This window comes from Caballeronia eucalypticola (assembly GCF_047608185.1).
GTDB lineage: Bacteria > Pseudomonadota > Gammaproteobacteria > Burkholderiales > Burkholderiaceae > Caballeronia.
This window is the reverse complement of the sequence record NZ_JBLKRU010000019.1, coordinates 1-23242: the sequence shown is the minus strand read 5'-3', so window position 1 is coordinate 23242 and position 23242 is coordinate 1. Positions and strand designations below refer to the sequence as shown.

The following is a 23242-nucleotide window of genomic DNA, read 5'->3' as shown; positions in this document are numbered from 1 at the left end:
TAACAGACCCTAAAGCGCTGGACACACGAGTATTATTTTGATTTAGCCCTAGAAAACCTAGGTCATACTGAGTTCTTCAGAACCGTAGGAACTCTATTTATGCTGAAGCCGAAATACACGCTGACCACTACCGTAGTCACACCGCCCAGGCCCAAGAACTTGCCACTGAATGCCATACGAGCCTTCGAGGCTTCAGCACGCCTCGGAAGTTTCGTCGCAGCGGCGCATGAACTTGGAGTGACGCAAGGCGCGGTAGCTGCTCACATTAAGACGCTCGAAGCGCAAATCGGCGTCAGGCTTTTCGAACGCCAGCCTCGCGGCATCGAAATGACTGCACTGGCGCGACGGGTGCTACCCGGCTTCATCGGCGCCTTCGACGCGATGGGAGCAGCCACACAGGCGCTGCTACAAGAGGCAGCTCCACAACAGGTGCATGTCGCTACGTTGCCGGCGATTGCACAACTTTGGCTGTCACCGCGGTTGCCTGAATTGCGTAAGATAGCTCCCGACATATCTGTGTCGATTTCGGCTCTGGGCGAGCCGCCCAACCTCAAGCGCGTGCCGTTCGACCTATCGATCTTCTATCGGCCACACGGCGAAGGAGTCACAGTGGAGCGAGAAATGATTTTCCCGGTGTGTACCCCGGCAATAGCGAAATCCCTGACTCATCCGGCGGACCTAGTAAATGCGACCTGCCTTATCGATCCGGCGTGGGCCGATGACTGGGCAATCTGGGCAAAAGCGGCGGCGCCGGGGGTTGATTTCGTGCCAGAGGGGCCAATGTTTTCGCTATATGCGCTAGCAGTTGCTGAAGCCGTAAACGGTGGGGGCGTGCTCATGGGCCATCGGGCGCTGGTTCGTTCTGAACTCGAATCCGGACGGCTGGTTGCGCCATTTCAGACGGAGGCAGAGTTGCCGACGTCCCTGTCGATCGCCTGGGCTAGGAAGCCAAGGCGGCACAGCGCAGCAGAGCTGGTCGTTGAATTGCTCACCGCGCCGGCCAGATAAGCAGAAGATTCATGCGAGGAAGCTATTGATAAAAGTCCATAGCATGAATCTTTGAACAATTCGACGGATGCTAAGTTCAGCATTCGTCTAATCAGGTATTCCCTACTCCGAACGTGCTAATGGCATCGTTCAAGCTACGAGCCTGATCGCCAAGTGATGCCGCCGAGGCTGCCGCCTGTTCGACCAGTGCTGCGTTTTGTTGAGTCACTTGGTCCATCTGATTCACTGCCTCACATACGTGCCCGATGCCGTGACTTTGTTGCTCCGACGCAGCCGAAATCTCGCCCACAATCGCGGCAACATTGCTTACCGCGCCAATTATTTCGGTCATCGTCCGGCCAGCCTGTGAAACAAGTTGGGAGCCGGTCGTTACGCGCGTCAACGAGTCATCGATTAGCCCCTTGATTTCGCTTGCTGCCGACGCCGAGCGCTTTGCAAGAACCCTAACTTCTGCGGCGACGACCGCAAATCCCCTGCCCTGTTCACCCGCTCGAGCGGCCTCAACGGCAGCGTTAAGTGCAAGGATATTAGTCTGGAAAGCGATACTGTCAATGACCTCGACGATCGAGACGACCTTCCCCGAACTTTCATTGATATCGCCCATTGTCTCAACGACTTCGTTTATAACCCGACCGCCTTGGACAGCAATGTCGGAAGCACTTACAGCAAGACGCCTAGCCGTGTGAGCACTCTCGGAGTTTGATCTGACCATTCGTTTCAGTTGTTCCATACTTGCCGCCGTTTCCTGCAGGGAAGCGGCTTGCTCTTCCGTGCGCTGCGACAGGTCGGTGTTGCCCGCAGCTATCTCCTGTGCCGCCGAACGAACGGAATCACTTCCCGACTGAATGCTCCTAAGCACGTGCGTTAGTTTATCCACGAAAGTGTTGAATGACCGTGCAATTTGTGCAACCTCGTCGCGCCCAGCCGTCGGCAAACGCTTCGTCAGATCGCCTTCACCTGATCCTATGGAGTACATCGCGTCGCGAATGATCGAAAGCCGCCGGAAGATACGCGATGTCAGTGCACTCGCAATGAGTGCTGCAACCGCGGCGATACCAATAAGCATATATATCGATGTAGCGACGAGCGAACGTATCCCTTGCGTCGCATCAGCCTTGTCAAGGGCGACGATCAAGGACCAATCAGTCCCTTTTATAATTCGCCGATAAAGCAGCTTCGGTTCGCCGCTAACTTCGGCAACCGTGTGCTTACCGCCGTCGATCGCTTCGATCGCCTCAGGAGTTAACGTTGGAGCGACCTCGGTTATCGATTTCATCGTCAACTTGGTGTCAGGATACGCAATAATTTTACCGGCCGGGTTGATAAGGAACCCGAAACTTTCGGCGGACGGATGAATCGTCCTCACATTAGCGATCACCGCATCCATCGAGATGTCACCGGCAACGACTGCGGCAAGCTTGCCGTTCCTGAACACCGGGGCTGCAAACGTTACGACCAGCTTGCCCGAGCTCGCAGCGATGTATGGAGACGTTACCGTCGGCTTGCCTTCCTGTACTGCTTTTATAAACCACGGCCGAGCCGTGGGATCGTAACCAGGCGGTTCAATGGATGAGTCTGATAGCTTTATAGCCTTGTCCGGATACCCCGCATAGATTTTTATGAATCCACCCGCCTCTGCCACTGCTTTGAAGATTGGGATCGGATCTGCTTCCAGCGCCGATTGCTGTACAGCGACAATCGAAAGGGTTTTAGCCGAGACCCAGTCGTCAATGGCGCCTGTATGTCCTTCTGACACAGCCTCTAGCGTCTCTTGTATTGAACGGTCGTCGTAAGAGCGCGTAACAAGATAGTTCGCGCAACCAGAAATCGTAAGGGCACCGATCACGATAGAGACGCATGTGACGGAAATTAGGGTTCGCAGTGAAGTGATCATCTAAGCCTTTTCTTCTCTAAGGGGGCATATGCCGGAGACGGATCGAGGTTACCAATGCCTTGAATAACGGCAACACACGCATTCACCTTCAGCAGCGGACGGCTTTTGATCTAGGTAACATGATTAATAGTCATCCTTGTCCCACAAAATTTGAATGATGATGCAGTAATTCAAACTAGGAGCACCTCTTCGAAGCCGACTTAGGACGTCATGCACAGACAGCTTGACCCATCAATCTCAACGACACACGGGCCGATATGCTCTCAACACTACCCGCCCGATGCGGCGAATAGCGGGCACATCTTTGGGTGCTTATGGAGGATTCGGACAGCTGTCGCTGCAGATTCAAGCTCCCCGGGCGCGCCTCCCCTCACTTGTTTCCCACCATCTCTTCCGGCTTAACCCATTCAGCGAATTCAGCTTCGGTCACGTAACCGAGCGCTAGCGCGGAAGCCTTCAGCGTCGTGCCTTCCCTATGCGCCTTCTTCGCAATCTTCGCGGCGTTGTCGTAGCCGATATGCGGATTCAGCGCTGTCACGAGCATCAGCGACTCGTTCAGCAAGGTCTCGATCCGCGACACGTTCGGCTCAATTCCGACCGCGCAATTGTCATTAAAACTGTGCGCACCATCAGCGAGCAGACGAATCGATTGCAACACGTTGTGCGCGATCATCGGGCGGAAGACGTTAAGTTCGAAATTGCCGCTCGCCCCGCCGATATTCACCGCCACATCATTCCCGAACACCTGGCAGCACAACATCGTGACGGCCTCGGACTGGGTCGGGTTGACCTTGCCCGGCATGATCGAACTGCCCGGCTCGTTCTCGGGAATCGACAGCTCTCCGAGCCCGCAACGCGGTCCGCTCGAGAGCCAACGGATGTCGTTGGCGATCTTCATCAAGCCGGCCGCTATGGTTTTCAGCGCACCGTGCGTGAACACGAGCGCGTCGGCGGCGGCCATCACTTCGAACTTGTTCGGCGCGGTTACAAAAGGCAAACCGGTTAGCTTGCCGATCACGTCGGCGACCTTCACGGCAAACTCTGGATGCGCGTTCAAACCGGTGCCAACCGCCGTGCCGCCCAGCGCCAATTGATACAGATGGGGCAAAGTCGATTCAACGTGCCGGATGCCGTGGTCCAGTTGAGCGACGTAGCCAGAAAATTCCTGTCCCAGCGTGAGCGGCGTTGCGTCCTGTAAGTGCGTGCGGCCGATTTTCACAATTGAATCGAACGCCTTCGACTTTTTATCGAGCGTCTCACGCAAGGTTGTGAGAGACGGCACTAGGTGCTTGACGATCGCGACTGCCGCGGCAATATGCATTGCGGTGGGGAACACGTCGTTCGACGATTGCCCACAATTGACGTCGTCGTTCGGATGCACCTTGCGCTCTTGGCCGCGCTCGCCGCCCATTAGCTCGCTCGCTCGGTTCGCAATCACCTCGTTGAGATTCATGTTGGTCTGAGTGCCGGAACCCGTCTGCCAAACCGCGAGTGGGAATTCATCGGGATGCCTGCCGGCGAGGATTTCATCGGCGGCGGCGATGATGGCCTTGGCTTTCTCGTCGGCGAGCACCTTCAGTTCTGCGTTCACTTCCGCCGATGCCCGCTTCGCGATCGCGAGCGCGTCAATGATTTCGGGCGGCTGTTTCTCGCTCGAAATCTTAAAGTTTTGCAATGAACGCTGTGTTTGTGCACCCCAGAATCTTGCGCGCGGTACGGCGATCTCGCCAAATGTATCCTTCTCAAGTCTGATTTCTATCATTGCGTGGTCTGACATGGCGACGTGCTCCTTCAGGTGGCGACCGCTTTGGCCGGTGGCAGTAAAATGGGAAAGAGCGCTGGATAGCAGCGCGAAGTGCGTTAAAAAGCGGTTTTTAAGAAACGATGTCTCCACTCGTTCGTGGAAAGCTCGGCTGGCTTATCCGACCGTCAACGTTCGTTTCTTTCGTGTATCTGGAAGACAGTCGATCACGGCGATACTGGGCTGCCCTTCCAATAAGCAACCCCTGTGGGACTGCGGGACTTAGGGGGCTTGGCATTAAGGTCACATCCGGCACCGCCGTCTCGTGGCTAGCGCACTTCCGGCCAATGTGAGGCCCGCGGTCATATAGACCACTTTCGCGGATGCAATCGGCAGCAGCATCCCCGCCAGAAGCGGCCCCAGTCCTGCTCCGAGATCGCGCCAGACTGCATTCGCGGCCAGGGCGGGAAGTCGATCAAGTCCAGGATTACGCAAAGCAACGACAGGAGCCACGAGCGGTAGTTGCAAAGCCCGTAACAGCATGACGCAGGCTCCGCCAATCACGAGCCAGTCGAAGCCGAAGCCGATTAGAGAAGCTGACGTTAGCAAGGAGAAAATGACCAGCATGCGCAAGGCGCCACATTGATGGGCCGCAAAGCCCCCGAGCGGGCTCAACGTCAGTTCGGAAACGTAACGCAGGGCGAGAATGAATCCAGCCACCAGCACGGCTGAGTGAGGACGGAGCGCCTGTGCATGCAAAGACAAACCAAAGATAAATAGCCCATCGAGAACGAAGCCCTCAATGAACGACCACATGCTCACACTGTCCGGCCACCGGATGCGGCGAATACCTATCGTTGTGGCGTGGCCAACCGCTGGTAGCGATCTTGACGTTTGTAAGCCGCCAAGTGCTGCTAGAAAAAGTATAAAGAAGATTATACGGGGCCCTGCCCAGTGACTTAGCACGGCGCCCAGCGTCAGCCCAACCGCAGGGCCTATAGCGATCACCGCGCGCGAACGACCGGCACGACGTGCTGCCCCATTTGGGTCTGCAGTGGAAAGCACTTGCGTCGATAAATTCAGCGCCGCAAAGGACAAGCCCCAACCAAGTCGAAGTAGCAAAAGAGGCCAGAAGCCCGTCAGCGTCGCGTATCCCAACGCACATAGAGAGGCCATGCCAGCCGCGAGCATACAGATCGGCCGATCGCCCCTGCGCGCGTAGAAACGAACCACATAACCATAGCCGAGGATGCGCACCAGGCGGTTTGCCGCGAGAAGCATTCCGGCTTGCTCGATAGTAATACCGAAGGCATCGGGATACAGTGGCAGGATCAGGTAAAGCACCGTATCCGCAGGCAAGCACAAGGCCAGCGTCAATGCCGCCTGACGGGATTCTCTATCAGCGAGAGAAGAAGGTGGAGTCGACATCCAGACGTGCTCATGAGCGTTGATCGTAACAGAGCCTGCACCCACTACCCGCTGAACAGTCACGGTGAGCCGGGCGCAAATATTTCAGGCAGATCATAGTAATCTTCGAGTAGTTCGTAGATGCGCGCCGACACTGCATCCCGCTCCTGAGTATCAAGCGGTGAAAAACGCAGCGCCCAACTCTTCTTGTCAGCATATTCAGGAAACCTTGGTGCCTCGCCCCAGCGCCAGTCCGGATCCCTCGCATCACGACTTCTGCCGAAAATATGGTGATGTACCCGTCGGTGATCTTCGACCACTTTTGGGCCTGAAGGTGTCGCGGCGTCATTGAGCGACCAGTTCCCCGCCTCCCAATAGTTCACGCATCCACCGCGTAGTTGAGGCAGTACCTCAATCATTGCTCGACCGGTTGCGGCCACTAGATAGGACCATTGAGAAAGTTCCAACGGTGTCAGTTGGCTACGCTCCCAAACAGTGCGGGAGGGATAAACAATTAGGTGACCTCCGTCTGAACGGTCGCAAAGCGTTGTCGTAGGGCTGGTGACACTGCCACCATAGAAAGAGAAAACATCAATTGCCATAGTTAGCCTGACTTCAATTATCTTCGGTTGCAGATGCAATGATGCTGGAAAATCCGTGATACAACCGGCATGAATTATGGAGAAGTCCCGGACTGAGTTAAGCCTTTAGTCGCGCGGCCGTTTGCCGTTTCCAGTTTTCTGTCTTCAGTAATGAACCAGAGCAATGAGTATTAACGGAGAAACTTTGCTTCGAGCCCGCGCATATGTTCATCGCCCTGCAAGCCTATAATTTCTTTTACCGAGGGCAGTGCTTTATCAACATGGCGGATGCCGCCCTCTCGGCGAATCTGAGCGAAGACACTTCGCATCGCCCCTACCGCCGCCCTGATTGCATGGTTACCGTAGATGACGATGCCAACTTTTCCGAGAGCAGAAATGTCGGCTTCAGTTAGTTCTGGATATGCAGTAGGAACAAGTACCAACGGTACCTTGCCTCGCCATGCGTTAATAAATGCGAGAACTTCGTCGGGCGTCTTTTGTTTGGAGTGGATCAAGATGGCGTCAGCGCCCGCCTCTTCATATGCCAGTGCACGCTTGATTGCCTCGGACTGACCCAACCCCGCAATGAGAGCTTCGGTACGGGCAATCACCACGAAATCGTCATCTTCGCGAGCGTCGACTGCAGCAGCAAGTTTCCCCTGGAATTCCTCAAGACGTACCAACTCCTGACGCCCGTCAGTTCGCAAGCTGGTGTCTTTCGGAAACGTTTTGTCCTCCATCACAATAGCCGAGGCACCTGCGGCTTCATACTGAGGTACGACGTAACCAACGTTGACCGCGTTGCCAAAGCCCGTATCAATATCGGCAATCAGCGGAATGGTCACAACTGACGCAATTGCGCGCATCATTTCAAGATGCGTGCCGGATGATAGGATGTTGGCGTCCGGCACCGCGTAGCTAGCCGAGAGTTCAAAACCACTGCCCCAGATACCGCCGAAGCCAGCTTCCTCAGCTAGCTTTGCTGCCAGCGGATTATGTGCCGCCATCGCCGTGAAAAGCGTGCCGTCATTCAGCGCGTTGCGCAGAGTCTGATTTTTAGTCATAACATTTCCTAATATTAAGCTATCTGTGTGGTATGAACCGGCGTTCTTATCGCAGCTGTGAACACGCGCTTGCAATGCGATTCATCGCTTCTTTCAGTTCCGCGTCGGAGGCTGCGTACGACACGCGGAAGTGGCCGGGGAGCTCGAACGCAGTGCCCGGCACAACAGCGACGCCAGCGCTACGCAGGATGTACATCGCTAGGTCAGTGTCCGTTGAAATCAAATTTCCTGACGGATCCCTACTGCCGAGCAGGCCTTGGCAGCCGGGGAAGGCGTAGAAGGCGCCCGGTGGTAAGTCGCAAGTCAACCCTCTGACTGCACGCAGTGCCGTAACAACGTTATCGCGCCTCTGGCGGAAGTTTTCTACAAAGCCGTGCAGGAAATCCATAGGACCATCAAGTGCCACGATAGAAGCCGCTTGGCTAATCGAACTGGTATGCGATGTCGATTGCGATTGCACTAGGTTCATCGCTTTGATCAGCTCTAGCGGCCCCGCACCAAATCCCACCCGCCAACCCGTCATCGCATAAGCTTTCGAAACACCGTTGATCGTAAGCGTACGGGCGAAAAGCTCGGGGGTTACTGCGGCAGGCGTTGCAAACGGCGAATCGTCGTATCGAATTTTTTCGTAGATGTCGTCCGCCATGATCCACACGTGCGGATGACGTAGTAACACTTCACCCAGTTCACTCAGTTCCGTATGGCTATACACCGCCCCACTTGGGTTAGAAGGAGAGTTAAGCATCAACCATTTTGTTCTTGGAGTAATGGCCTGTTCCAGTTGTGCCGGCGTAATCTTGAAGCCGGTCGACGCCCCGCAGCGCACGATAACGGGTTGACCACCGGCGAGCAGTACCATCTCGGGGTAGGACACCCACGCAGGCGTGGGAATGACGACCTCGTCGCCAGGGTTGATTGTCGCCTGCAAGGCGTTATAGAGAAGTTGTTTTGCTCCACAGCCAACTTGAATCTGGTCGGGGTCGTACTCCAACCCATTGTCGCGCTGAAACTTGCGCACTACTGCCTCGCGTAACGCTAGCGTACCCGCGACCTCTGTGTAGCGCGATTCATTGCGATCAATGGCTGCTTTGCCAGCTTCTCGTATATGCTCCGGAGTCGGAAAATCGGGTTCGCCCTGACTGAGAGCGATCACATCTCGACCTTCGCGTTTCAATTGGTTGGCGAGACGGGTCATCTCCTTTGTGGCAGACGGTTTGGCCCCTAACACTCGCTGTGCCAAATAGGTCGGTTCGGTAGTCGTGGTTTTAGTCATTCAATGTTTCCTATTCTGAGACGAAGTTTCCATTTGGCGAAGGCAAGTGGGATAAAGATGGTTAACAGCAAAACAAGGCTGTACGCGCACGCGAGCGCTAAGCGATCGCTATCTACCTGCTGAAAAATCTCGATTGGCATCGTGCTCATGCCACCGAAATACAAGACTATCGTGGCTGACAACTCTGATAGAGTAGTCACCCACATCAATACTGCGGCTGCAACAACAGAGGGGCCAATCACAGGCAGTACGACTTTAAAAAAGCTTTTTATGGGATTTACACCAAGACTCATCGATGCTTCCTCAATCGAGTCTTTAAGATTGTGAAGTGGTCCGATTGCCGCACGTACGCTGGTAGGTACCCGACGCAGAAAGTACGCGAGCGCCATGATGAGCCAACTTCCTGTCAGTACGATCCATCCACTTCCAAACGTGTTAGTCATCGCAATGCCTAGCACCGTACCTGCGATCGTGAGCGGCAAAGTGACCAGGACGTCCAAGGTGTGAGTCAATGGTGAGCGCCTCTTAACGATCAGGTAGGCTGCGGCTATCGCGAATAGGGTACCGAAGATCGTCGCAACGGTAGCTAGGAGTAACGAGTGATACAGCGGTTCCGGTGCTCGGAAAATCACTTGCCTTATATTGTCAAGCGTAAAGCTCCCATATCGCAGCACAGGCCCAAATGATGGCGTAAAGGCGGTCACAATCACGACAATGGCGGGAAGCATTGAAAGCGCCACCACTACGAACACGCTAAGAGTCGCTGCAAATGCGCGCCAACCCGAAATTGCCGAAGCAGCGGGTGCACGGCCCGACTCCATCTGGAATTGACGCCGTTCTATAAAGAATTTTTGGAATAGCAATACACCTGCGCCCAGAAACACTAATAGCGACGCCATTGTCGTTTGCATCTGCGCGTTGCCACCCATCTCGCTGACAAACTCGTTGTACGCTTTGACTGCTAGTACAGGTGTTCGCGCCCCAATGATTGCCGGCACTCCAAAACTACCAATTACGTGAGTGAAAACGATCATGGCGCCGGCGAAAATCGACGGCAACAGCATAGGCAGCGTTACGCCGAGAACCACCCGTCCCATGGGACGCCCTAAACTGAGGGCGGCCTCTTCGAGATTCCGATCCATCGATTTGAGCCCAACGTAAACGGCAACGAACGCGTACACGTAATTGTTAAGCGTCATCACAAATACGAGCCCCCACCACGAGTAGAGCGATGGCAGTTCAACTCCAAGCGGAGTAAGTAATGCGTTGACGAATCCCTGCTTACCCAGGACCAGCACCCAAGCAGCGGCGACGACAACGTCTGGAATAACCAGCGTAATAAGGGGAAGCGCGGAGACAAGGCCTACGAATGGAAACTTGCACCTTGCTACAATCACGGCGAGTCCGCCGCCCACTAGCATCGAAGTGAACGTCACGCTCACACCGAGGATTAGCGTGTTAGTGAAAGCTTCCCGATAGGCACGTTCAGAAAAAAATCGAATATAGCCGCTGAAGTTAGCTGAACCGTTTGGATCAATCAGCGATTTTCCCAGCATCGTGCCCAGCGGCCAGAGTAGAAAAATTCCAAGCATACCGATGGATAGAACAGCGATCGTTAGCCAGACGGGATCGCGTCGTAACGTGCCTAACATTTTCGACCCTCCACGATGTGGGCCGTGCGCGGAATCTGGAGAACGACAGGATCGCCGCGGCCACGCGTAGACGCATCTTTAGGCGTCCATGCATCTACGTGGATCGAACCGATGGCAGTTTTTATCTTGTACCCAACCGTACTTCCTCGATATTCAACGTGTTCAATTACACCAGCCAATTCACCTTCCTGCGAAGGGGCGTGATTCGCCACCAAAATCTCCGCTCCACGTACAGCCAGTAACGACCCGGGCGTCCACGCAGTGTCACTATTTGTAAAGAGGATTCCAGCAGGCGTTTCGAGGCGGCGTACGCCGTCTCCGTTGCGCTTAAGCTCTTGCGAAATGGGAATTAGATTTGCACTTCCCACAAAGTCGGCGGCAAAAGCCGTTCGGGGCTTTGTATAGATTTCTTGCGGCGTGCCGATCTGCACAACCTGTCCTCTATCCAACACCGCAATCTGATCCGACATCGCCAACGCTTCCTCCTGATCGTGGGTCACGAAGACAGTGGTGATTCCAGCCTCAATCTGAAGTTCACGGATCATGCTACGCAACTCGAGTCGAAGCTTGACATCTAGGGCTGAGAGAGGCTCGTCAAGCAGCAACAATTTGGGTTCGATGACCAATGCACGAGCCATGGCAACACGCTGACGTTGGCCGCCGGAGAGAGCGGCGGGTGCACGGTCAACGAATGCCTCGAGTCCGACTCGCTTTAGCATGGCAAGCGCGCGATCCGAAGCCTTAGCTTTCGAAACGTTACGCGCCAGAAGGCCATAGGCGACGTTCGCCATAACCGATCGATCGGGGAACAGGGCGTAGTCCTGAAACACGATACCTACGCCCCGACGGTGCACCGGTACGCTAGTGACATCGTCCTTACCAAACAGTACGCGTCCATGATCGGGCCGTACAAAGCCTGCGAGCATGCGTAAGAGCGTGGTCTTGCCGCAGCCAGATGGCCCGAGCAGAGTAAAGAACTGGCCACTCGGAATAACAAGATCAAGATGACGAAATAATGACTGGCCGCCGTAGCTTTGATCGATCTTTTCGAAAGAAACCTGCATGTTTAATATCCCTGGCGCGTTGCTTCTTAGTTTGAGGAGACAAGCTGGCGCCACTGCGTCAGGAACGCCGCACGGTCTGCTTCCATTCTGGCGTCGTCCAACGGGATAACTTTGATACTCTTGAGCGCCGGCAAGCTGGACAATGTGCTGACGTCAATATCGGAGCGTATGGGGCGGCGGAAAGCGCTTTTGAAGATGTCTATTTGTACTGGCTTCGACGCCAGAAAATCGTAAAGCTTGCGCGCTTCAACGGGGTGCTTAGCTCCCTTGATTAGTGCCATTCCTTCGGGTGATAAAAATGTCCCTTCGACCGGGTAGACAAGTTTCACGTCTTTCTGACCACCAGCCACGTATTGGTAGGCGGCATATTCCATCGTCACAGCCACGGCGTATTCGCCATTGGCGACGCCTTGATACGCCGCGGAAGTCGTACCCACGATAATGGAGTTGTGGACAATTTGTGCGTAGACAGTGTCACCAAGGAGCTTTCTTAGCCCATAGAGCGCGACATAAGAAGCACTACTAAATTGAGGATCTGGGATGACTATCTTACCTTTCCACTTCGCGTTTGCCAGGTCCATCCATCCCTTCGGCGGTTGCCCATCCGGAGCTTGGCGCAAGTTCACCATTAACACACTCACGTGCGTGTTAGTACCCAGCCACAGACCGTTTGAAGCACGATATTGCACTGGGATCGCATTTGCCTCTGGCGACGAATATGGCTGCAATTGGTCCTGAAATGCACCAATGGTGGATAGACCTCCCGACCAGAAAATATCGCCTAACGGATTAGCCGACTCCGCTTTGATGCGCTGCATGAGCGCACCCGTTCCTGCACGAACCACTGAGACCTTGATGTCCGGGTTCTGCTTCTCGAACTGGTCCACCACACCACTTACTGTCTGAACATCGTTGGAGGAATAAAGCACGACATCTGCGGCCATTGATTCGCTGTTAGCCAAAAAAATTTGCATGAGTACAACGCATACTGAAAAAAACCGTTTAAGCATTGAAAGTCTCCGTCCATTAGGGGATAACCGCCTGGCTATAGTATGTTTTCAATAATGACGATAGCATGACCTACTGCTGGTACTATCCCAATTCATGCTGCCTATAATGAGTTTTACTCATGTCAAAGAAAAACAGTATTCCAATAGTTGCCATTCGAGTTTTCGCGACCGTCGGTAGACACGGAAATTTCACGCGTGCTGCGGCCGCGTTAGGAATCACGCAAAGCGCTGTGAGTAGGCATGTCTCGACGCTCGAGGCGGTGGCTGCTCGAGCATTATTTGAGCGTAAAGGGCCGACGGTCACGCTTACTCCGGCAGGGTCGCAGTTCTACGACGCTGTGCGTGACGCTGTTGCCACAATCGAACTTGCGACCCAGCAACTGGTGCAGGGGCAGCACGTGCATGATCGGCTGATGGTGAGAACATCGATGCCTAGTTTTGCGATGACGGTCGTTGTGCCTGCCTTAGGAGCGTTCACGGCAAGCCATCCCTTGCAGGTCGACCTGATCACATCTTTATCTCCCCCTCAGCCACAAGAGGAGTTTGATGTTCTGATCACTCGGGATTTGACGTTGCCCGGCACTGAAAGCTGGGAGCTTATTCAGGAGGAGTTAGTTTGCGTGGGCTCTCCCGCAATGGTTGCCACCCATCGTGCACAGGCCCTGCACAATTGGCCTTTGATTGCCTCAAGATCCAGGCCGGACGCGATTCCTGTGTGGGCCGTTGCTAAAGACATCTCAGTGGATCACCTTCATGTGGGCGCCGTTTATGATCATCTATTTCTGGCAGTAGCTGCTGCAATCGGTAGCGCCGGCTTACTAATCGTGCCACGCATCGTTGTGGAGGACCAACTTCGAAATGGCACCCTAGCTCTCGCCGACGACGAAACGGTGGCCTCCGGAGCCACGTACGTGGCATATGTAAATGCGCAAAGCAGACACGTGCAGGCAGCACGCGAGTTTTGTCGTTGGCTCAAGGGCATGTTACGTGACCGAGCGAATAGTTCTTAAACGTTTATCTTGTTTTCGCGCGCAGTTCAACATCTAGCGCGCAGCAAAGTCGTCTTGAACAGCAGAAGTCGTTTTTAGGAGGGCGGCCTCAAAAGTGAAGTGCAACACCTTTCTCGGATCGTGTCCAATAGACTTAAGCAGCCCAAGCCATTCTACTGATTGACTTAAGTTTACTAAGTGTTGCTGGTAAACGCGTTTGAATTTTGTTAACTTTCGGCGTCGCCATTACGCCGGGTTATCGATGAAGTGTGTCGTAGACACTGACCGAAGTCGAGGATCAGACGTTGCAACAGTTGTCCGTGAACCACAACCATCGCGACGCGCGGACCCGGGCCGCAGGTGTGCTGTTGCTTGGACGCGGGGTCAAGCTGACCGAGATCGCCTCGAAACTTGGCGTCAGCGGTCAATCGCTCTACAACTGGGCGCACGCGTGGCGAGAGCAAGGGGTTTGCGGCTTGCTCACGGGGCATAAAGGCGGTCGTCCCCGCGCGCTATCCGAAGGCATGCTGGCCACTGCGACGGAAGTCGCACGCACGGAGTCCATGACGCTGGGGCAAATCGCAAGACACATTGAAGTCGTGCATGGCGAGCCAATGCCGTGCGCGCTGGAAACCTTGTTGGTCGCCCTTCGGCGAGAAGGCTTTTCCTTCAAGCGCAACCGTTTCTCGCTCAAAAAAAGCGCAACCAGGAAGACTTCGAAATGAAATCAGCCACCCTGGGAAAACTGCAATGCGCCGCTCGCGCCAACGCAGTGCGCCTGGTCTATTTCGATGAAGCGGGCTTTGCCGCCTCGCCTCCGGTGCAAAGAGCGTGGTGACCGCGCGGCCTGCCTCATCGTGTCGAACCACGCTTGCATTGCCGGCGCTCAGTGCTCGGCGCCCTTGACTTCGGATTCAACGCGTTGACTCACCATGTCACGAGTTCGTCGATCAAAGGCGGCGCTGTCATCGAGTTCCTCGAGCAGATCGCCCTGCAGGGCGATGAGCGTCCGACTGTGGTGGTACTGGACAACGCTTCGATCCATCATGCAATTGATCCTGAAGTGCATGAACGCTGGCTACGCGAGCATCGCATGCAACTGTTCTATCTGCCGCCATACAGTCCCGAACTCAATCTCATCGAGATCGTCTGGAAGCAGGCCAAATACCATTGGCGTAACTTCGTCACCTGGACGAAGGAAACTATCGACGACGAAGTCCGCAGCCTGCTCGGTGCATACGGCATCAAATTTCAAATCAATTTCGCCTGAACACTTATCTTCTACCTATACTCGACTGGGTGCAGATCGCATGCTCAAAATTTGGCAACGGATGCGGGTGACGAGGACGGCGTGCATTCCATCCCCGCGACGATGCTAGAGTAATTGATGAAGTCGCAAGAAGGGTAAGCGTCTGACACAGGAATTTTTGCCGTAGCGCGTTTTCTTGCGCGGTTGCTATTTCACCGTGCCGACTATCTCAGGTCTCGACTTCGTTTTGTCGCCCGATTTTCTACCAGACCCGATTGCCATCAAGCATCCGACAAACAGTAGTCCGCCAATAATAAGAAATACCATCATCCAATTGTTGTTGGTGTAGTCCAAGATGGCACCTATCGCAATGCCTTGGCCTCCCGCACCCATATAATTTGCCGCATCCAGAACGCCGTGTGCCGTCCCTTGCATCTTTCTACCGCCAAGGTCGCCAGCCAGTGCGTGTGCGCTGCCGCCACCACCGTGGATAAAGAATCCAGCAAGGATCAGCACGGCAAATGTGAGCGGTATTCCGAGCGTACGAATCGGGACAAGGGCAAGTACAACAAGGCCAATCGCAGCACCAGCGAACGAGAGTGCAAGTGTTTGCCAGCGACTCGACCCAAAGAGGCGATCCGATATCAATCCAGCGAAGAGCGGTCCAAGAGCGGTCCCGATTGGAAGGCCAATTTGAGCCCATATCGCCGATTGCACCGATATACCCGAAGTCTGAAAGTAGTACAACGGAATCCAGGTTAGGAGTCCGTAACGCCCTATGTTGCTGATGAATCCCATAACGCACGCGGCCAAAAACAATTTCTGCGTCAACAGGTAGCGATAATTTCCCAGACCGTGGAGTTCGGCGTCGTTAACTGCCTCATGCGCTGCGACGTCTTTTCGTGTTTCAATATAAGGCGATAGCCCTACATCCTCCGGGCTCTCTCTAACGAGGAAAAAATAGGCCAGCGCAGAAAATAGGATTAGAAGCGGCGGATAACGAAAGGCAGATACCCAACCAAAGTGGGCGATGAACCATCCGCTGACTACGAATGCCAAAACCGCAGACGCTCCGGCGGCCGCTAGTAAAAAACCGGTCTGGAAGCCCCGCCAACGACTTGGCCACCATTGCGCGGTCAGCCGCAATAGCGATGGAAAAATCATCGCCTGAAAAAATCCATTTACCGCGAGAAGTCCGAACAGCATCGGCGCGGAGGTGTTCGCGGAAATCGCCCAATTCACCGCAACGGTCCCCACCGCCCCCAATGTCGCCCAGCATCGACCCCCGAAGTGATCGCTCAGTCGGCCATTCACGGCCTGCCCGATGGCATAGCCCCACAACAACGCCGCGACGCCAGTGCCCACATCAGCCTTCGTGATGTGAAGGGTACGAATCAAATCCGATGCGGCTAGTCCCCAATTTAAACGGCCTAGATAGACGAAGCAATAGAACAACGCGGAGACGAGAAGAACTCGCCATTGCCAATACTTGAAGCGTTTATCCACGTCCACGAACATCTCCGTTTTTCGTATTTATGTGATTCCACTTCCCGTTTTCTGGGTCGTACCGATCGAAACGATGCTATGCGATTTATTTTTATGGCACCACGCCTGTTGGGTTTGATGATCAGGAAATCTGATGATACGTTGAGTTTTACTCATAAAAGTTATAAGCGGCGTAGTGTTGGACGCTCACGCGGCGCTCGGATCTTCGGTCGCGCTAGGGGGTGCGAACGGTCTGGTAATCCGCCTGCAGTTGAGTGAGACGATTTGCCTGCACTACATTGCCAAGGAGCCGAGTGAAGGCACGAACCTTATTCGTTTTCACCTAGACCTCGCGTTTGATAATTGTCTCAGTCAAACGAGAATGGACGCGTATCAGCGCTTCTTGCTGGACGTAATAAATAGTCGGCTCGCACTCTTTATTCGACGCGATGAACAGGCGGCGGTCTGGGGGTGGACTGAACCAATCCTGGAAGAATGGCGAGCTCGAGAGCGGAACCAAGGCCCCACTTTAGGGCTTCGCTCGAGCTTCGCCGGATGACGAATTGAAAACTATAGAGCGCCTCCATCAGGCGCTCTAAGTTGTTGGCGAATTCCGCACTGGCCAAGTCAAAGCCGAGCGTTTGAAGCAGAACTGTGCGCTCTTCCTCGCTGGGACGCTCAAAATCGCCTTTGGGCGGGTAGAAGTAGACAGAGGCGGGATCATATCGGCGGCGGTAACCGCGTTCGCCACCGCCGCATCGCCGGACCTTGGAGACACATTTAAGAATTCAGCAGCGAGTGGCCCCATAGTCGGAATCCCCTTCTGCGTACCTCCGTGAACAACCGAGGAGCAGCCAGATCCGAAAAGAAAGGCTAGATTTTTTGCATTCAAGGCATCGGAAGATTCTCTCGCACCCTCGTAGCTGCCGCGCTCCAGTGGAATGCACTCCCGTCTTTGGACGCAACGATATTCTCCGCCCCTTTAAGGAACGAGAATTCTCGAACGGATCCCTCCTCGCCTGCCATATTGCCCCTTTGCCTTATGCCTTAAGATGACGCATGGCCGGCGTGACCTCGTCGTGTGAGCCCAATGCCGTCCTTAGAATACTTGTTGTTGGACTGTGTCGAGTACGCACCTTAGGGCACGCGCCATGTAGCTTCTGAATCAGAGCTCACTGGACCCGTAGCCTTTCGCCTGCGCATCGTCACACAAAAGTCATAGCTCACGCGACTTCGAATTCGCAGCCGGTGAAAAATATCCTGGGCCGATTGTCGACACCAAGCAGTGACAGAAGACCGCCGAAAAGATTGACGTGCGTATGGCATGGCCCTCCGGCTGCTTTTGTGGTGCGATGATCGAACTCTTTCGCGCTTCAAACGCAGACAACTAACATCGCTCTTGGCCGCCCCTGTCTATCGCTAATTGGCCCTGCTCGGTCCGCAGCAGACGCTCGGCTCAGCATATCGCGTTCATCGGAAGCCGAGCGATCGAGCGGCATTGCCCTTAGCCAGCCATCTGTCGCGCTAGACCGTCGGTTGCGTGCCGTCTGCCTGGCAAGCCAGAGCAGTTCCAAGTGGTGAACGATATGCAACCAGATAGTGGTCGAGATCTCACCGCTATTGTCAAGTTTGTGTGCGGTGGCAATCGTCTTGTCCGGTCGGTGTGTAGCGACAAACGTATTTAGCGCATGGCAACACAAAGGTGAGGTAGCACCGCGAATCGCAGACCGTCAGCAGAAACTTCTGCTAGCGTACGAAGGGCTCAAAAAAGACCCCCTTCGACTGGTCCGGTGACCCGCATCACTCGGTACGTATTCCGGAAGGTACCGCTAACGGCTTGTAAAATCCGACACAATTTTGATGGTTGATTTGTAGGTCGCAAAAAACAAAAACCCCGTAGAACGTTGATTCTACGGGGTTTTTAACCATCGACTGGCGGAGACGGAGGAATTCGAAGGTGCCGCACTCCGCCGCGCAAACGCGTGGTGCAATTAAATTCTCGCGAGCCAGACGCTTTTGGCTATCTGGACAAGCAAACCGGACGGCGTCACGGGTTCCAACCCACGCGGCGCTCAGCCACCGGCGTTGTGAGCTTATGCCCCACCACGCCGCTGGTCCGCGCCGGCCAACAGCGAAAGGATCTCGATCAGTGGTCATTCGGATCGAAGAATCCTTGCTGACGCATTCAACGGCTCGTCCTTTTCCCAGTCGCGTGCTCTCAGAGACACGCTCCCCAAGTCTTCTCCAACGCCCCGAAGAGCACCGCCATATCGGTCTCGAACTGTGCCTTTGTGATCGCCCCACCCACGGTTTTGGCGAGATTTTTCTTCTTATCTCCACTCATTGCCTTTACATCACCTTCCAACCTTTTCCAACCATCGTGCTCGGGATAACACTCCTCCAAGCTCCCGGCTGGCAGCACGATTATCTGACCACCAGCATGGAGGGCTTTATGGGCTTTTATAAATTCATCGAATCCTGGCTTCGCCTTTTCGGTCGGCTTATCGCATACCACGACTAGCCTATCACTGTACATGGTACTGCCCATTGGCGAGTACGCTTTACCAATCGCGTTGATCGATCGTTTCGCCTGGTGCGTATCGCCTTCGGCCGATATGATTTGGATCATCGGTTTATCCGGATAATGCCTTTTTATGATTCTTGTCAGCAACTCAAATTCACTAGGACCCTCGACGATTAGGAAGTTTCTAGGTAAAAGTAGGTCCGCCGGACTACCACCAAGAAGTTCGTAGACTATATAGGGTTTGTCTTTCTCGTCCGTTTTAAAAATCTCTGTCTTACAATCATTTTTCTCTGCTTTGAAAACCGTTTCCTGTTCGCCCGAGTCTGCTACAAAGACGGAAGAGTGAGTGCTTATGAACACTTGATCCAAGTCACGACTTAGCTCAATCAACACATTTTTCAGTTTTCTCTGGGCGGTCGGATGAAGGTGTAATTCGGCCTCGTCGATGAAAAACAGAAATGATTTGCCCGCGTCATCCCGTTCTTTGCGATATTCCGCGTACGCTTGGATAATTGCGAGCATCAACGCTCGCTGCATGCCGTCCCCCTTCTCGCTCGCATATGTTTCAATCCCATCGTCAACAACGGTTTCGAATTTTTTAAGGAGGTCGTTGAACTCGGGAGAGAGGACTTCAAAAAACACCTTTGAGCATTCAGAAAACTGTTTTTCCAGATGCTTTTTTACTGAACTTCCTAGAGCATTGAAATGACCACTAATTGCCGAGTCTTCGGCATTGAATAAATCATCAAACGTGCTTCTGAATGCGCGATACTTCGGATCGTCTATTAGTATTTGTTCGATCACGGACGACAACATAATTCCCACTGCGCTTTTTTGATTGTATTTCGTAAATTCATCGAAATACTGTCGAGTATGTATGTACTCGAACTTGGGGAGAAAATCGTTGAGAGCTGCATCAAATCCCGTGGGATTTTTCACCGCCACTCCATTAACCTCCACGATCCGCTTTTTTGGATCAGTGCTTTTTCTAAATATCTTAATGGCGTCTGCGCCAGAAAGCACGTCCAATATTTTTGTGCGATTTCCCTCGTTTATCATATTGGCCGCACCATGTTGTGCTCCAGAAAACTCAAGTCCCACCTTGATATCGCGCGTACTGTCTCTTTGGAATTTCAGGTCATCCAATGCACCATTCTTGGCCGCGCCGGTGTAAAACCAATTTACCGCTTCGAAAAAATTCGTCTTCCCGGTATTATTTTGACCGATAAGGATGTTGAACGTTGAAAAACTCAGATCCAGTCTTTCAATCGATCTGAAATTCTCGATGGTAATGTTTGATATCTTCATTGTTGTCCCCGGATATTTTCTGTTGGACTTCGGACGGCAGTTGCAGACTGCTTTCTTGTTTAGGTTTTGTCAAGATTGCCGCGCTCACGTGGTTGGTACAAGTCCTCCCCCTATGACGTGTGGCCGTCGAAAGCCGCTCACCGGCGTGTTGAGGCCGACCCATGACTAGAGCCCCAGCGTGACCAGTAATCCCGATGAAGTGATCCGCAGGCGATGGATACCGCTAAACTCAGCGTCTCGCGGCCAAAAGCATCGTTTCTACCGCACCCGAACATGGTAGCCAGACCCAAAATTACGGGGCAAATGGCCCGCAAAGCCTTACCCAGTATGGACGAGTCAAATTCATGAAGATTGCCACCTGGAACGTCAATACAGGGGTTTTTACGTTTCGAGACGTTTCACGATAATCCCCGAAACCCTTATCCAGCAATGATCTGGGGTTCGTAGTGTTTCACAAAGTTTCGCCATACCACGGGTACATGCGGCATGCGCTTCAAATTTTCTCTGAAGCCATCTGGCTTAACAGCGTTATCTCCGGCGTAGATGTGGTGACTGCGCCTGGAACCTCAGACCCGCTGGGCACAACGTGTTGTATTCTGATAGGGAAAGATTGAAACAGCTTCCTCCCCGTCTCGGTGATCGTCAACGATGAGCAACCGCAGGCGAAACTACTCCCAACAGCGTCATCGAAAAAAGCCGGCTGGAAGCAATATGACAGACAGCGAGATCGAAACTCTCGCGAAAGCTCTCCAAGCACCTTTTCCGGTGGTTTATATAAATTTCCGATCGGTTGATCGCTTCCTTTACCGGATCAGCGATCTTAGCCATCTACGCGATCATATTCCCGAAGCCTTAAGCCCAATGCAGCCGGATCGATGTGGGTGTGGTAGCCAGTTATGATTTCCTGTTTTTCCAACTGCCTCACTCGATCAATGCACGGCGCAGAGGTCAGCCCTACCTCCTCCGCAATGTCTGTCATTTGCGCTCGTGCATTCTCTTGAAGCAACCGTAATATCTTGGCGTCAATCCTGTCCAAAGACCCGCCTCGTCTTCCTCTCGCTTCTCATATAAATCCCTAGCTACCGACATCAGGACATCACGTCCCTGGCCAAATTACGCGCCAACGCTCGGTTCGAATATTCCCCTCGAACAGGAGCACCGCACTCGGCGCCCTCTTCAAGCCGTTGATTGAACGAAATGCAGGGCGACTACGACGCTAAGTCCCCCGCAGCCTTGGCCCGAAGCAACATCGAAGCACTGACCATTCGTCTCCTGCTCACAAGCCGGTATTAAGCATAGCCAATTAAGCCAATATGTTGATCTTTTGCGGCGTTGAGACTCTCGTCACCGAATCTAAATCGTCTTTGTTCGGTCGATCAAGTCTCTAGAAATTTACCCCTTCTTAGCGCCCGAATTCTCCGGCGGCAGTAGCTTGGCGACCGGGCGTGCGTCAGCCCATTTCTGAACCTCATGTGCGAGCCATCCCACCCTCCGGCCGGATAGCAATCGTGGCTCGGGGAACGTTTTTTGACGGACCAGTTGCTGTACGGTCGTCGGTGACAGAGAAAGTGCGTGTGCCACTTCTTTCAAGGAGAGACAGATCTTCATCACGTTTTCGCCTTCGTCTGTTTCCGTTGATTCCTGACTGCATTGAGGTACCGTCAACATGAACGAACGGAGGATTGATACGCAAGTGCTTTATCTTTACTGTTAATCATGTACATCGTAATTTAATTGGCGGAGCCAATTGCGGCAAACGCGCGTAGAGAAACAAAATTCCGTTTGCCAGCGCAACCGCTGAAGGATCCGCTTCCCGAAATTTCCATAGAAAGCCGTGCGCTGGATGACGCCGAGCCGAAAACTCCTTAGCGCGAATGGCACTTACTTAAGCCAGCATGGAGGAGAAGACGCGGGTAAGTACTTGAAGAGAAACGGAGGAGGCTGATCCAGGGATTGATAGGATGGTTGTTACCAAGCAAACACCCGTCTCATTCCAAGGACCAGCCCCCATGGATCGTAATGCACGAAGTCATCACAGGCAAACACTAGGCGGCGTTCAAAGCCGCGCACGCAGGGCCCAGGCGGTTGACTACTTCAACATACTGACGAGCCCGGAGCTGTTGGAGATAACGGAAGCGCATTTGCCAGAACATCGGGAACGGCTGTATCCGCCGACGGTGACACTGTCGATGTTCATGCGCCAGGCACTGGAAGAGGACGCCTCCTGTCAGAAGGCGGTCAACGGGTGGGCTGCGCAGCGAGCTGCCGACGGGCTGCGACCCATGAGTGTGCGTACGGGAGGCTACTGCCGCGCTCGCCAGAGACTGCCTCTGACGATGGTGCGGGAGTTGACGCGCGAGACAGGACGTCAACTGCACGAGCAGGCCAGAGCGGCCTGGACGTGGCGCGGGCGCCCGGTCAAGCTGGTTGACGGGACAGGGATCTCGATGCCCGATACACCGTCGAACCAGGCCCGCTTCCCGCAGTCCAGTTCTCAGGCTGAAGGAGTGGGATTTCCGTTAGCCTATCTGGTTGCGGTGATCTGTCTGGCAAGCGGCGCAGTGCTGGAGGCGAGTGTCGGAACGTACGCGGGCAAAGGCAGCGGGGAGCTGACGGCATTTCGCATGCTGCAAGATACGTTTCGCAAAGGTGATGTGATCGTCGCCGATGCCTTGTATTGCCACTACTTTCTGATGGCCTCAATGATCGCCGCCGGAGTGGATGTCGTGATGGAGCAGCATGGGGCGCGCCGCACCGACTTTCGGCGAGGCAAGTCGCTGGGCATGCGCGATCACATTGTGACGTGGCCCAAACCCCGGCAGCGGCCCGACTGGATGACGCGTGAGCAGTACCAGGCCTTCCCCGATGAACTGGTGGTGCGCGAGTCCAGGCTGCATCACCGGGTGCTGGTCACCACGATGCTTGATGCACGCAAGACCAGCAAACAGGAGCTCTCGCAGTTGTACGCCAGGCGTTGGAACGTGGAACTGGAT

General features: G+C 54.1%; 18 protein-coding genes and 1 pseudogene. 6 read left to right on the top strand and 13 right to left on the bottom strand.

Annotated features, from left to right (window positions below):
• The first annotated feature begins 99 nt into the window (after nt 1-99).
• Complete coding sequence (locus ACMX25_RS21605; RefSeq protein ID WP_414952114.1) at nt 100-1008, top strand: LysR family transcriptional regulator; 909 nt, start codon at nt 100-102, stop codon at nt 1006-1008.
• A 91-nt stretch (nt 1009-1099) separates the two neighbouring features.
• Here the strand turns inward: ACMX25_RS21605 and ACMX25_RS21600 are convergent, their stop codons facing one another.
• The 9 genes from ACMX25_RS21600 to ACMX25_RS21560 form a co-directional block, all read right to left on the bottom strand.
• Nucleotides 1100-2902, bottom strand: coding sequence for a methyl-accepting chemotaxis protein (locus ACMX25_RS21600; protein WP_414952113.1), 1803 nt, complete (start codon nt 2900-2902; stop codon nt 1100-1102).
• A gap of 370 nt (nt 2903-3272) precedes the next feature.
• Nucleotides 3273-4679: a class II fumarate hydratase gene (fumC, locus tag ACMX25_RS21595; protein ID WP_414952112.1), complete on the bottom strand. Its 1407-nt coding sequence runs from the start codon at nt 4677-4679 to the stop codon at nt 3273-3275.
• Nucleotides 4680-4946: 267 nt separating this feature from the next.
• A complete protein-coding gene (locus ACMX25_RS21590) occupies nt 4947-6071 on the bottom strand; it encodes an MFS transporter (RefSeq protein WP_414952111.1) in 1125 nt (374 codons plus the stop codon).
• A gap of 59 nt (nt 6072-6130) precedes the next feature.
• The gene (locus ACMX25_RS21585; protein ID WP_414952110.1) at nt 6131-6652 is read right to left on the bottom strand and encodes a hypothetical protein; all 522 of its coding nucleotides are present in this window, start codon (nt 6650-6652) and stop codon (nt 6131-6133) included.
• Nucleotides 6653-6822: 170 nt separating this feature from the next.
• Nucleotides 6823-7695 (bottom strand): phosphonopyruvate hydrolase, encoded by an 873-nt coding sequence (locus tag ACMX25_RS21580; RefSeq protein WP_414952109.1) that lies wholly within the window; start codon nt 7693-7695, stop codon nt 6823-6825.
• A gap of 46 nt (nt 7696-7741) precedes the next feature.
• Nucleotides 7742-8968 carry a pyridoxal phosphate-dependent aminotransferase gene (locus tag ACMX25_RS21575; RefSeq protein WP_414952108.1) on the bottom strand — a complete coding sequence of 409 codons (1227 nt, stop codon included), beginning with the start codon at nt 8966-8968 and terminating at the stop codon, nt 7742-7744.
• Nucleotides 8965-10620 (bottom strand): ABC transporter permease, encoded by a 1656-nt coding sequence (locus ACMX25_RS21570; RefSeq protein WP_414952107.1) that lies wholly within the window; start codon nt 10618-10620, stop codon nt 8965-8967. Before ACMX25_RS21570 ends, ACMX25_RS21575 begins: the two co-directional genes overlap by 4 nt.
• A complete protein-coding gene (locus ACMX25_RS21565) occupies nt 10614-11684 on the bottom strand; it encodes an ABC transporter ATP-binding protein (protein WP_414952106.1) in 1071 nt (356 codons plus the stop codon). The genes ACMX25_RS21570 and ACMX25_RS21565 overlap by 7 nt, the downstream gene beginning before the upstream one ends.
• A 26-nt stretch (nt 11685-11710) precedes the next feature.
• Nucleotides 11711-12694 carry an ABC transporter substrate-binding protein gene (locus ACMX25_RS21560; RefSeq protein WP_414952105.1) on the bottom strand — a complete coding sequence of 328 codons (984 nt, stop codon included), beginning with the start codon at nt 12692-12694 and terminating at the stop codon, nt 11711-11713.
• A gap of 119 nt (nt 12695-12813) precedes the next feature.
• Between ACMX25_RS21560 and ACMX25_RS21555 the strand changes: the two genes are divergently transcribed.
• The 3 genes from ACMX25_RS21555 to ACMX25_RS21545 all read left to right on the top strand — a co-directional run bounded on the left by ACMX25_RS21555 (nt 12814) and on the right by ACMX25_RS21545 (nt 14953).
• Nucleotides 12814-13704 carry a LysR family transcriptional regulator gene (locus ACMX25_RS21555; RefSeq protein ID WP_414952104.1) on the top strand — a complete coding sequence of 297 codons (891 nt, stop codon included), beginning with the start codon at nt 12814-12816 and terminating at the stop codon, nt 13702-13704.
• Nucleotides 13705-13988: 284 nt separating this feature from the next.
• Nucleotides 13989-14408, top strand: a complete 420-nt coding sequence (locus ACMX25_RS21550; protein ID WP_414952103.1) for a helix-turn-helix domain-containing protein — start codon at nt 13989-13991, stop codon at nt 14406-14408.
• A 146-nt stretch (nt 14409-14554) separates the two neighbouring features.
• Entirely contained in the window at nt 14555-14953 is a 399-nt protein-coding gene (locus ACMX25_RS21545) for a transposase (protein ID WP_414952102.1), read from the top strand.
• Nucleotides 14954-15139: 186 nt separating this feature from the next.
• On the opposite strand, the gene ACMX25_RS21540 is transcribed toward ACMX25_RS21545, so the two are convergent.
• Nucleotides 15140-16444, bottom strand: coding sequence for an MFS transporter (locus tag ACMX25_RS21540; protein ID WP_414952101.1), 1305 nt, complete (start codon nt 16442-16444; stop codon nt 15140-15142).
• 181 nt (nt 16445-16625) lie between these two features.
• Here ACMX25_RS21540 and ACMX25_RS21535 point away from each other — a divergent pair.
• Nucleotides 16626-16916: pseudogene (locus ACMX25_RS21535) on the top strand (glucose-6-phosphate dehydrogenase); the annotation flags it as partial.
• Between the two features lie 1719 nt (nt 16917-18635).
• Here ACMX25_RS21535 and ACMX25_RS21530 read toward each other — a convergent pair.
• The 3 genes from ACMX25_RS21530 to ACMX25_RS21520 form a co-directional block, all read right to left on the bottom strand.
• Nucleotides 18636-20249: an ATP-dependent nuclease gene (locus ACMX25_RS21530; RefSeq protein WP_414952100.1), complete on the bottom strand. Its 1614-nt coding sequence runs from the start codon at nt 20247-20249 to the stop codon at nt 18636-18638.
• Between the two features lie 820 nt (nt 20250-21069).
• A complete protein-coding gene (locus ACMX25_RS21525) occupies nt 21070-21285 on the bottom strand; it encodes an Lrp/AsnC family transcriptional regulator (RefSeq protein WP_414952099.1) in 216 nt (71 codons plus the stop codon).
• Between the two features lie 356 nt (nt 21286-21641).
• Entirely contained in the window at nt 21642-21857 is a 216-nt protein-coding gene (locus ACMX25_RS21520; protein WP_414952098.1) for a helix-turn-helix transcriptional regulator, read from the bottom strand.
• A gap of 401 nt (nt 21858-22258) precedes the next feature.
• On the opposite strand from ACMX25_RS21520, the gene ACMX25_RS21515 reads away from it, so the two are divergent.
• Nucleotides 22259-23242 (top strand): IS4 family transposase (locus ACMX25_RS21515; RefSeq protein WP_414952097.1); only part of this gene is annotated, 984 nt, incomplete at its 3' end.

Coding starts and splice junctions, on each gene's coding strand:
- ACMX25_RS21585 (WP_414952110.1), bottom strand. CDS start 6,652: ATGGCAATTGATGTTTTCTCTTTCTATGGTGGCAGTGTCACCAGCCCT.
- ACMX25_RS21530 (WP_414952100.1), bottom strand. CDS start 20,249: ATGAAGATATCAAACATTACCATCGAGAATTTCAGATCGATTGAAAGA.
- ACMX25_RS21600 (WP_414952113.1), bottom strand. CDS start 2,902: ATGATCACTTCACTGCGAACCCTAATTTCCGTCACATGCGTCTCTATC.
- ACMX25_RS21575 (WP_414952108.1), bottom strand. CDS start 8,968: ATGACTAAAACCACGACTACCGAACCGACCTATTTGGCACAGCGAGTG.
- ACMX25_RS21570 (WP_414952107.1), bottom strand. CDS start 10,620: ATGTTAGGCACGTTACGACGCGATCCCGTCTGGCTAACGATCGCTGTT.
- ACMX25_RS21560 (WP_414952105.1), bottom strand. CDS start 12,694: ATGCTTAAACGGTTTTTTTCAGTATGCGTTGTACTCATGCAAATTTTT.
- ACMX25_RS21590 (WP_414952111.1), bottom strand. CDS start 6,071: ATGTCGACTCCACCTTCTTCTCTCGCTGATAGAGAATCCCGTCAGGCG.
- ACMX25_RS21555 (WP_414952104.1), top strand. CDS start 12,814: ATGTCAAAGAAAAACAGTATTCCAATAGTTGCCATTCGAGTTTTCGCG.
- fumC (WP_414952112.1), bottom strand. CDS start 4,679: ATGTCAGACCACGCAATGATAGAAATCAGACTTGAGAAGGATACATTT.
- ACMX25_RS21580 (WP_414952109.1), bottom strand. CDS start 7,695: ATGACTAAAAATCAGACTCTGCGCAACGCGCTGAATGACGGCACGCTT.
- ACMX25_RS21520 (WP_414952098.1), bottom strand. CDS start 21,857: ATGAAGATCTGTCTCTCCTTGAAAGAAGTGGCACACGCACTTTCTCTG.
- ACMX25_RS21605 (WP_414952114.1), top strand. CDS start 100: ATGCTGAAGCCGAAATACACGCTGACCACTACCGTAGTCACACCGCCC.
- ACMX25_RS21565 (WP_414952106.1), bottom strand. CDS start 11,684: ATGCAGGTTTCTTTCGAAAAGATCGATCAAAGCTACGGCGGCCAGTCA.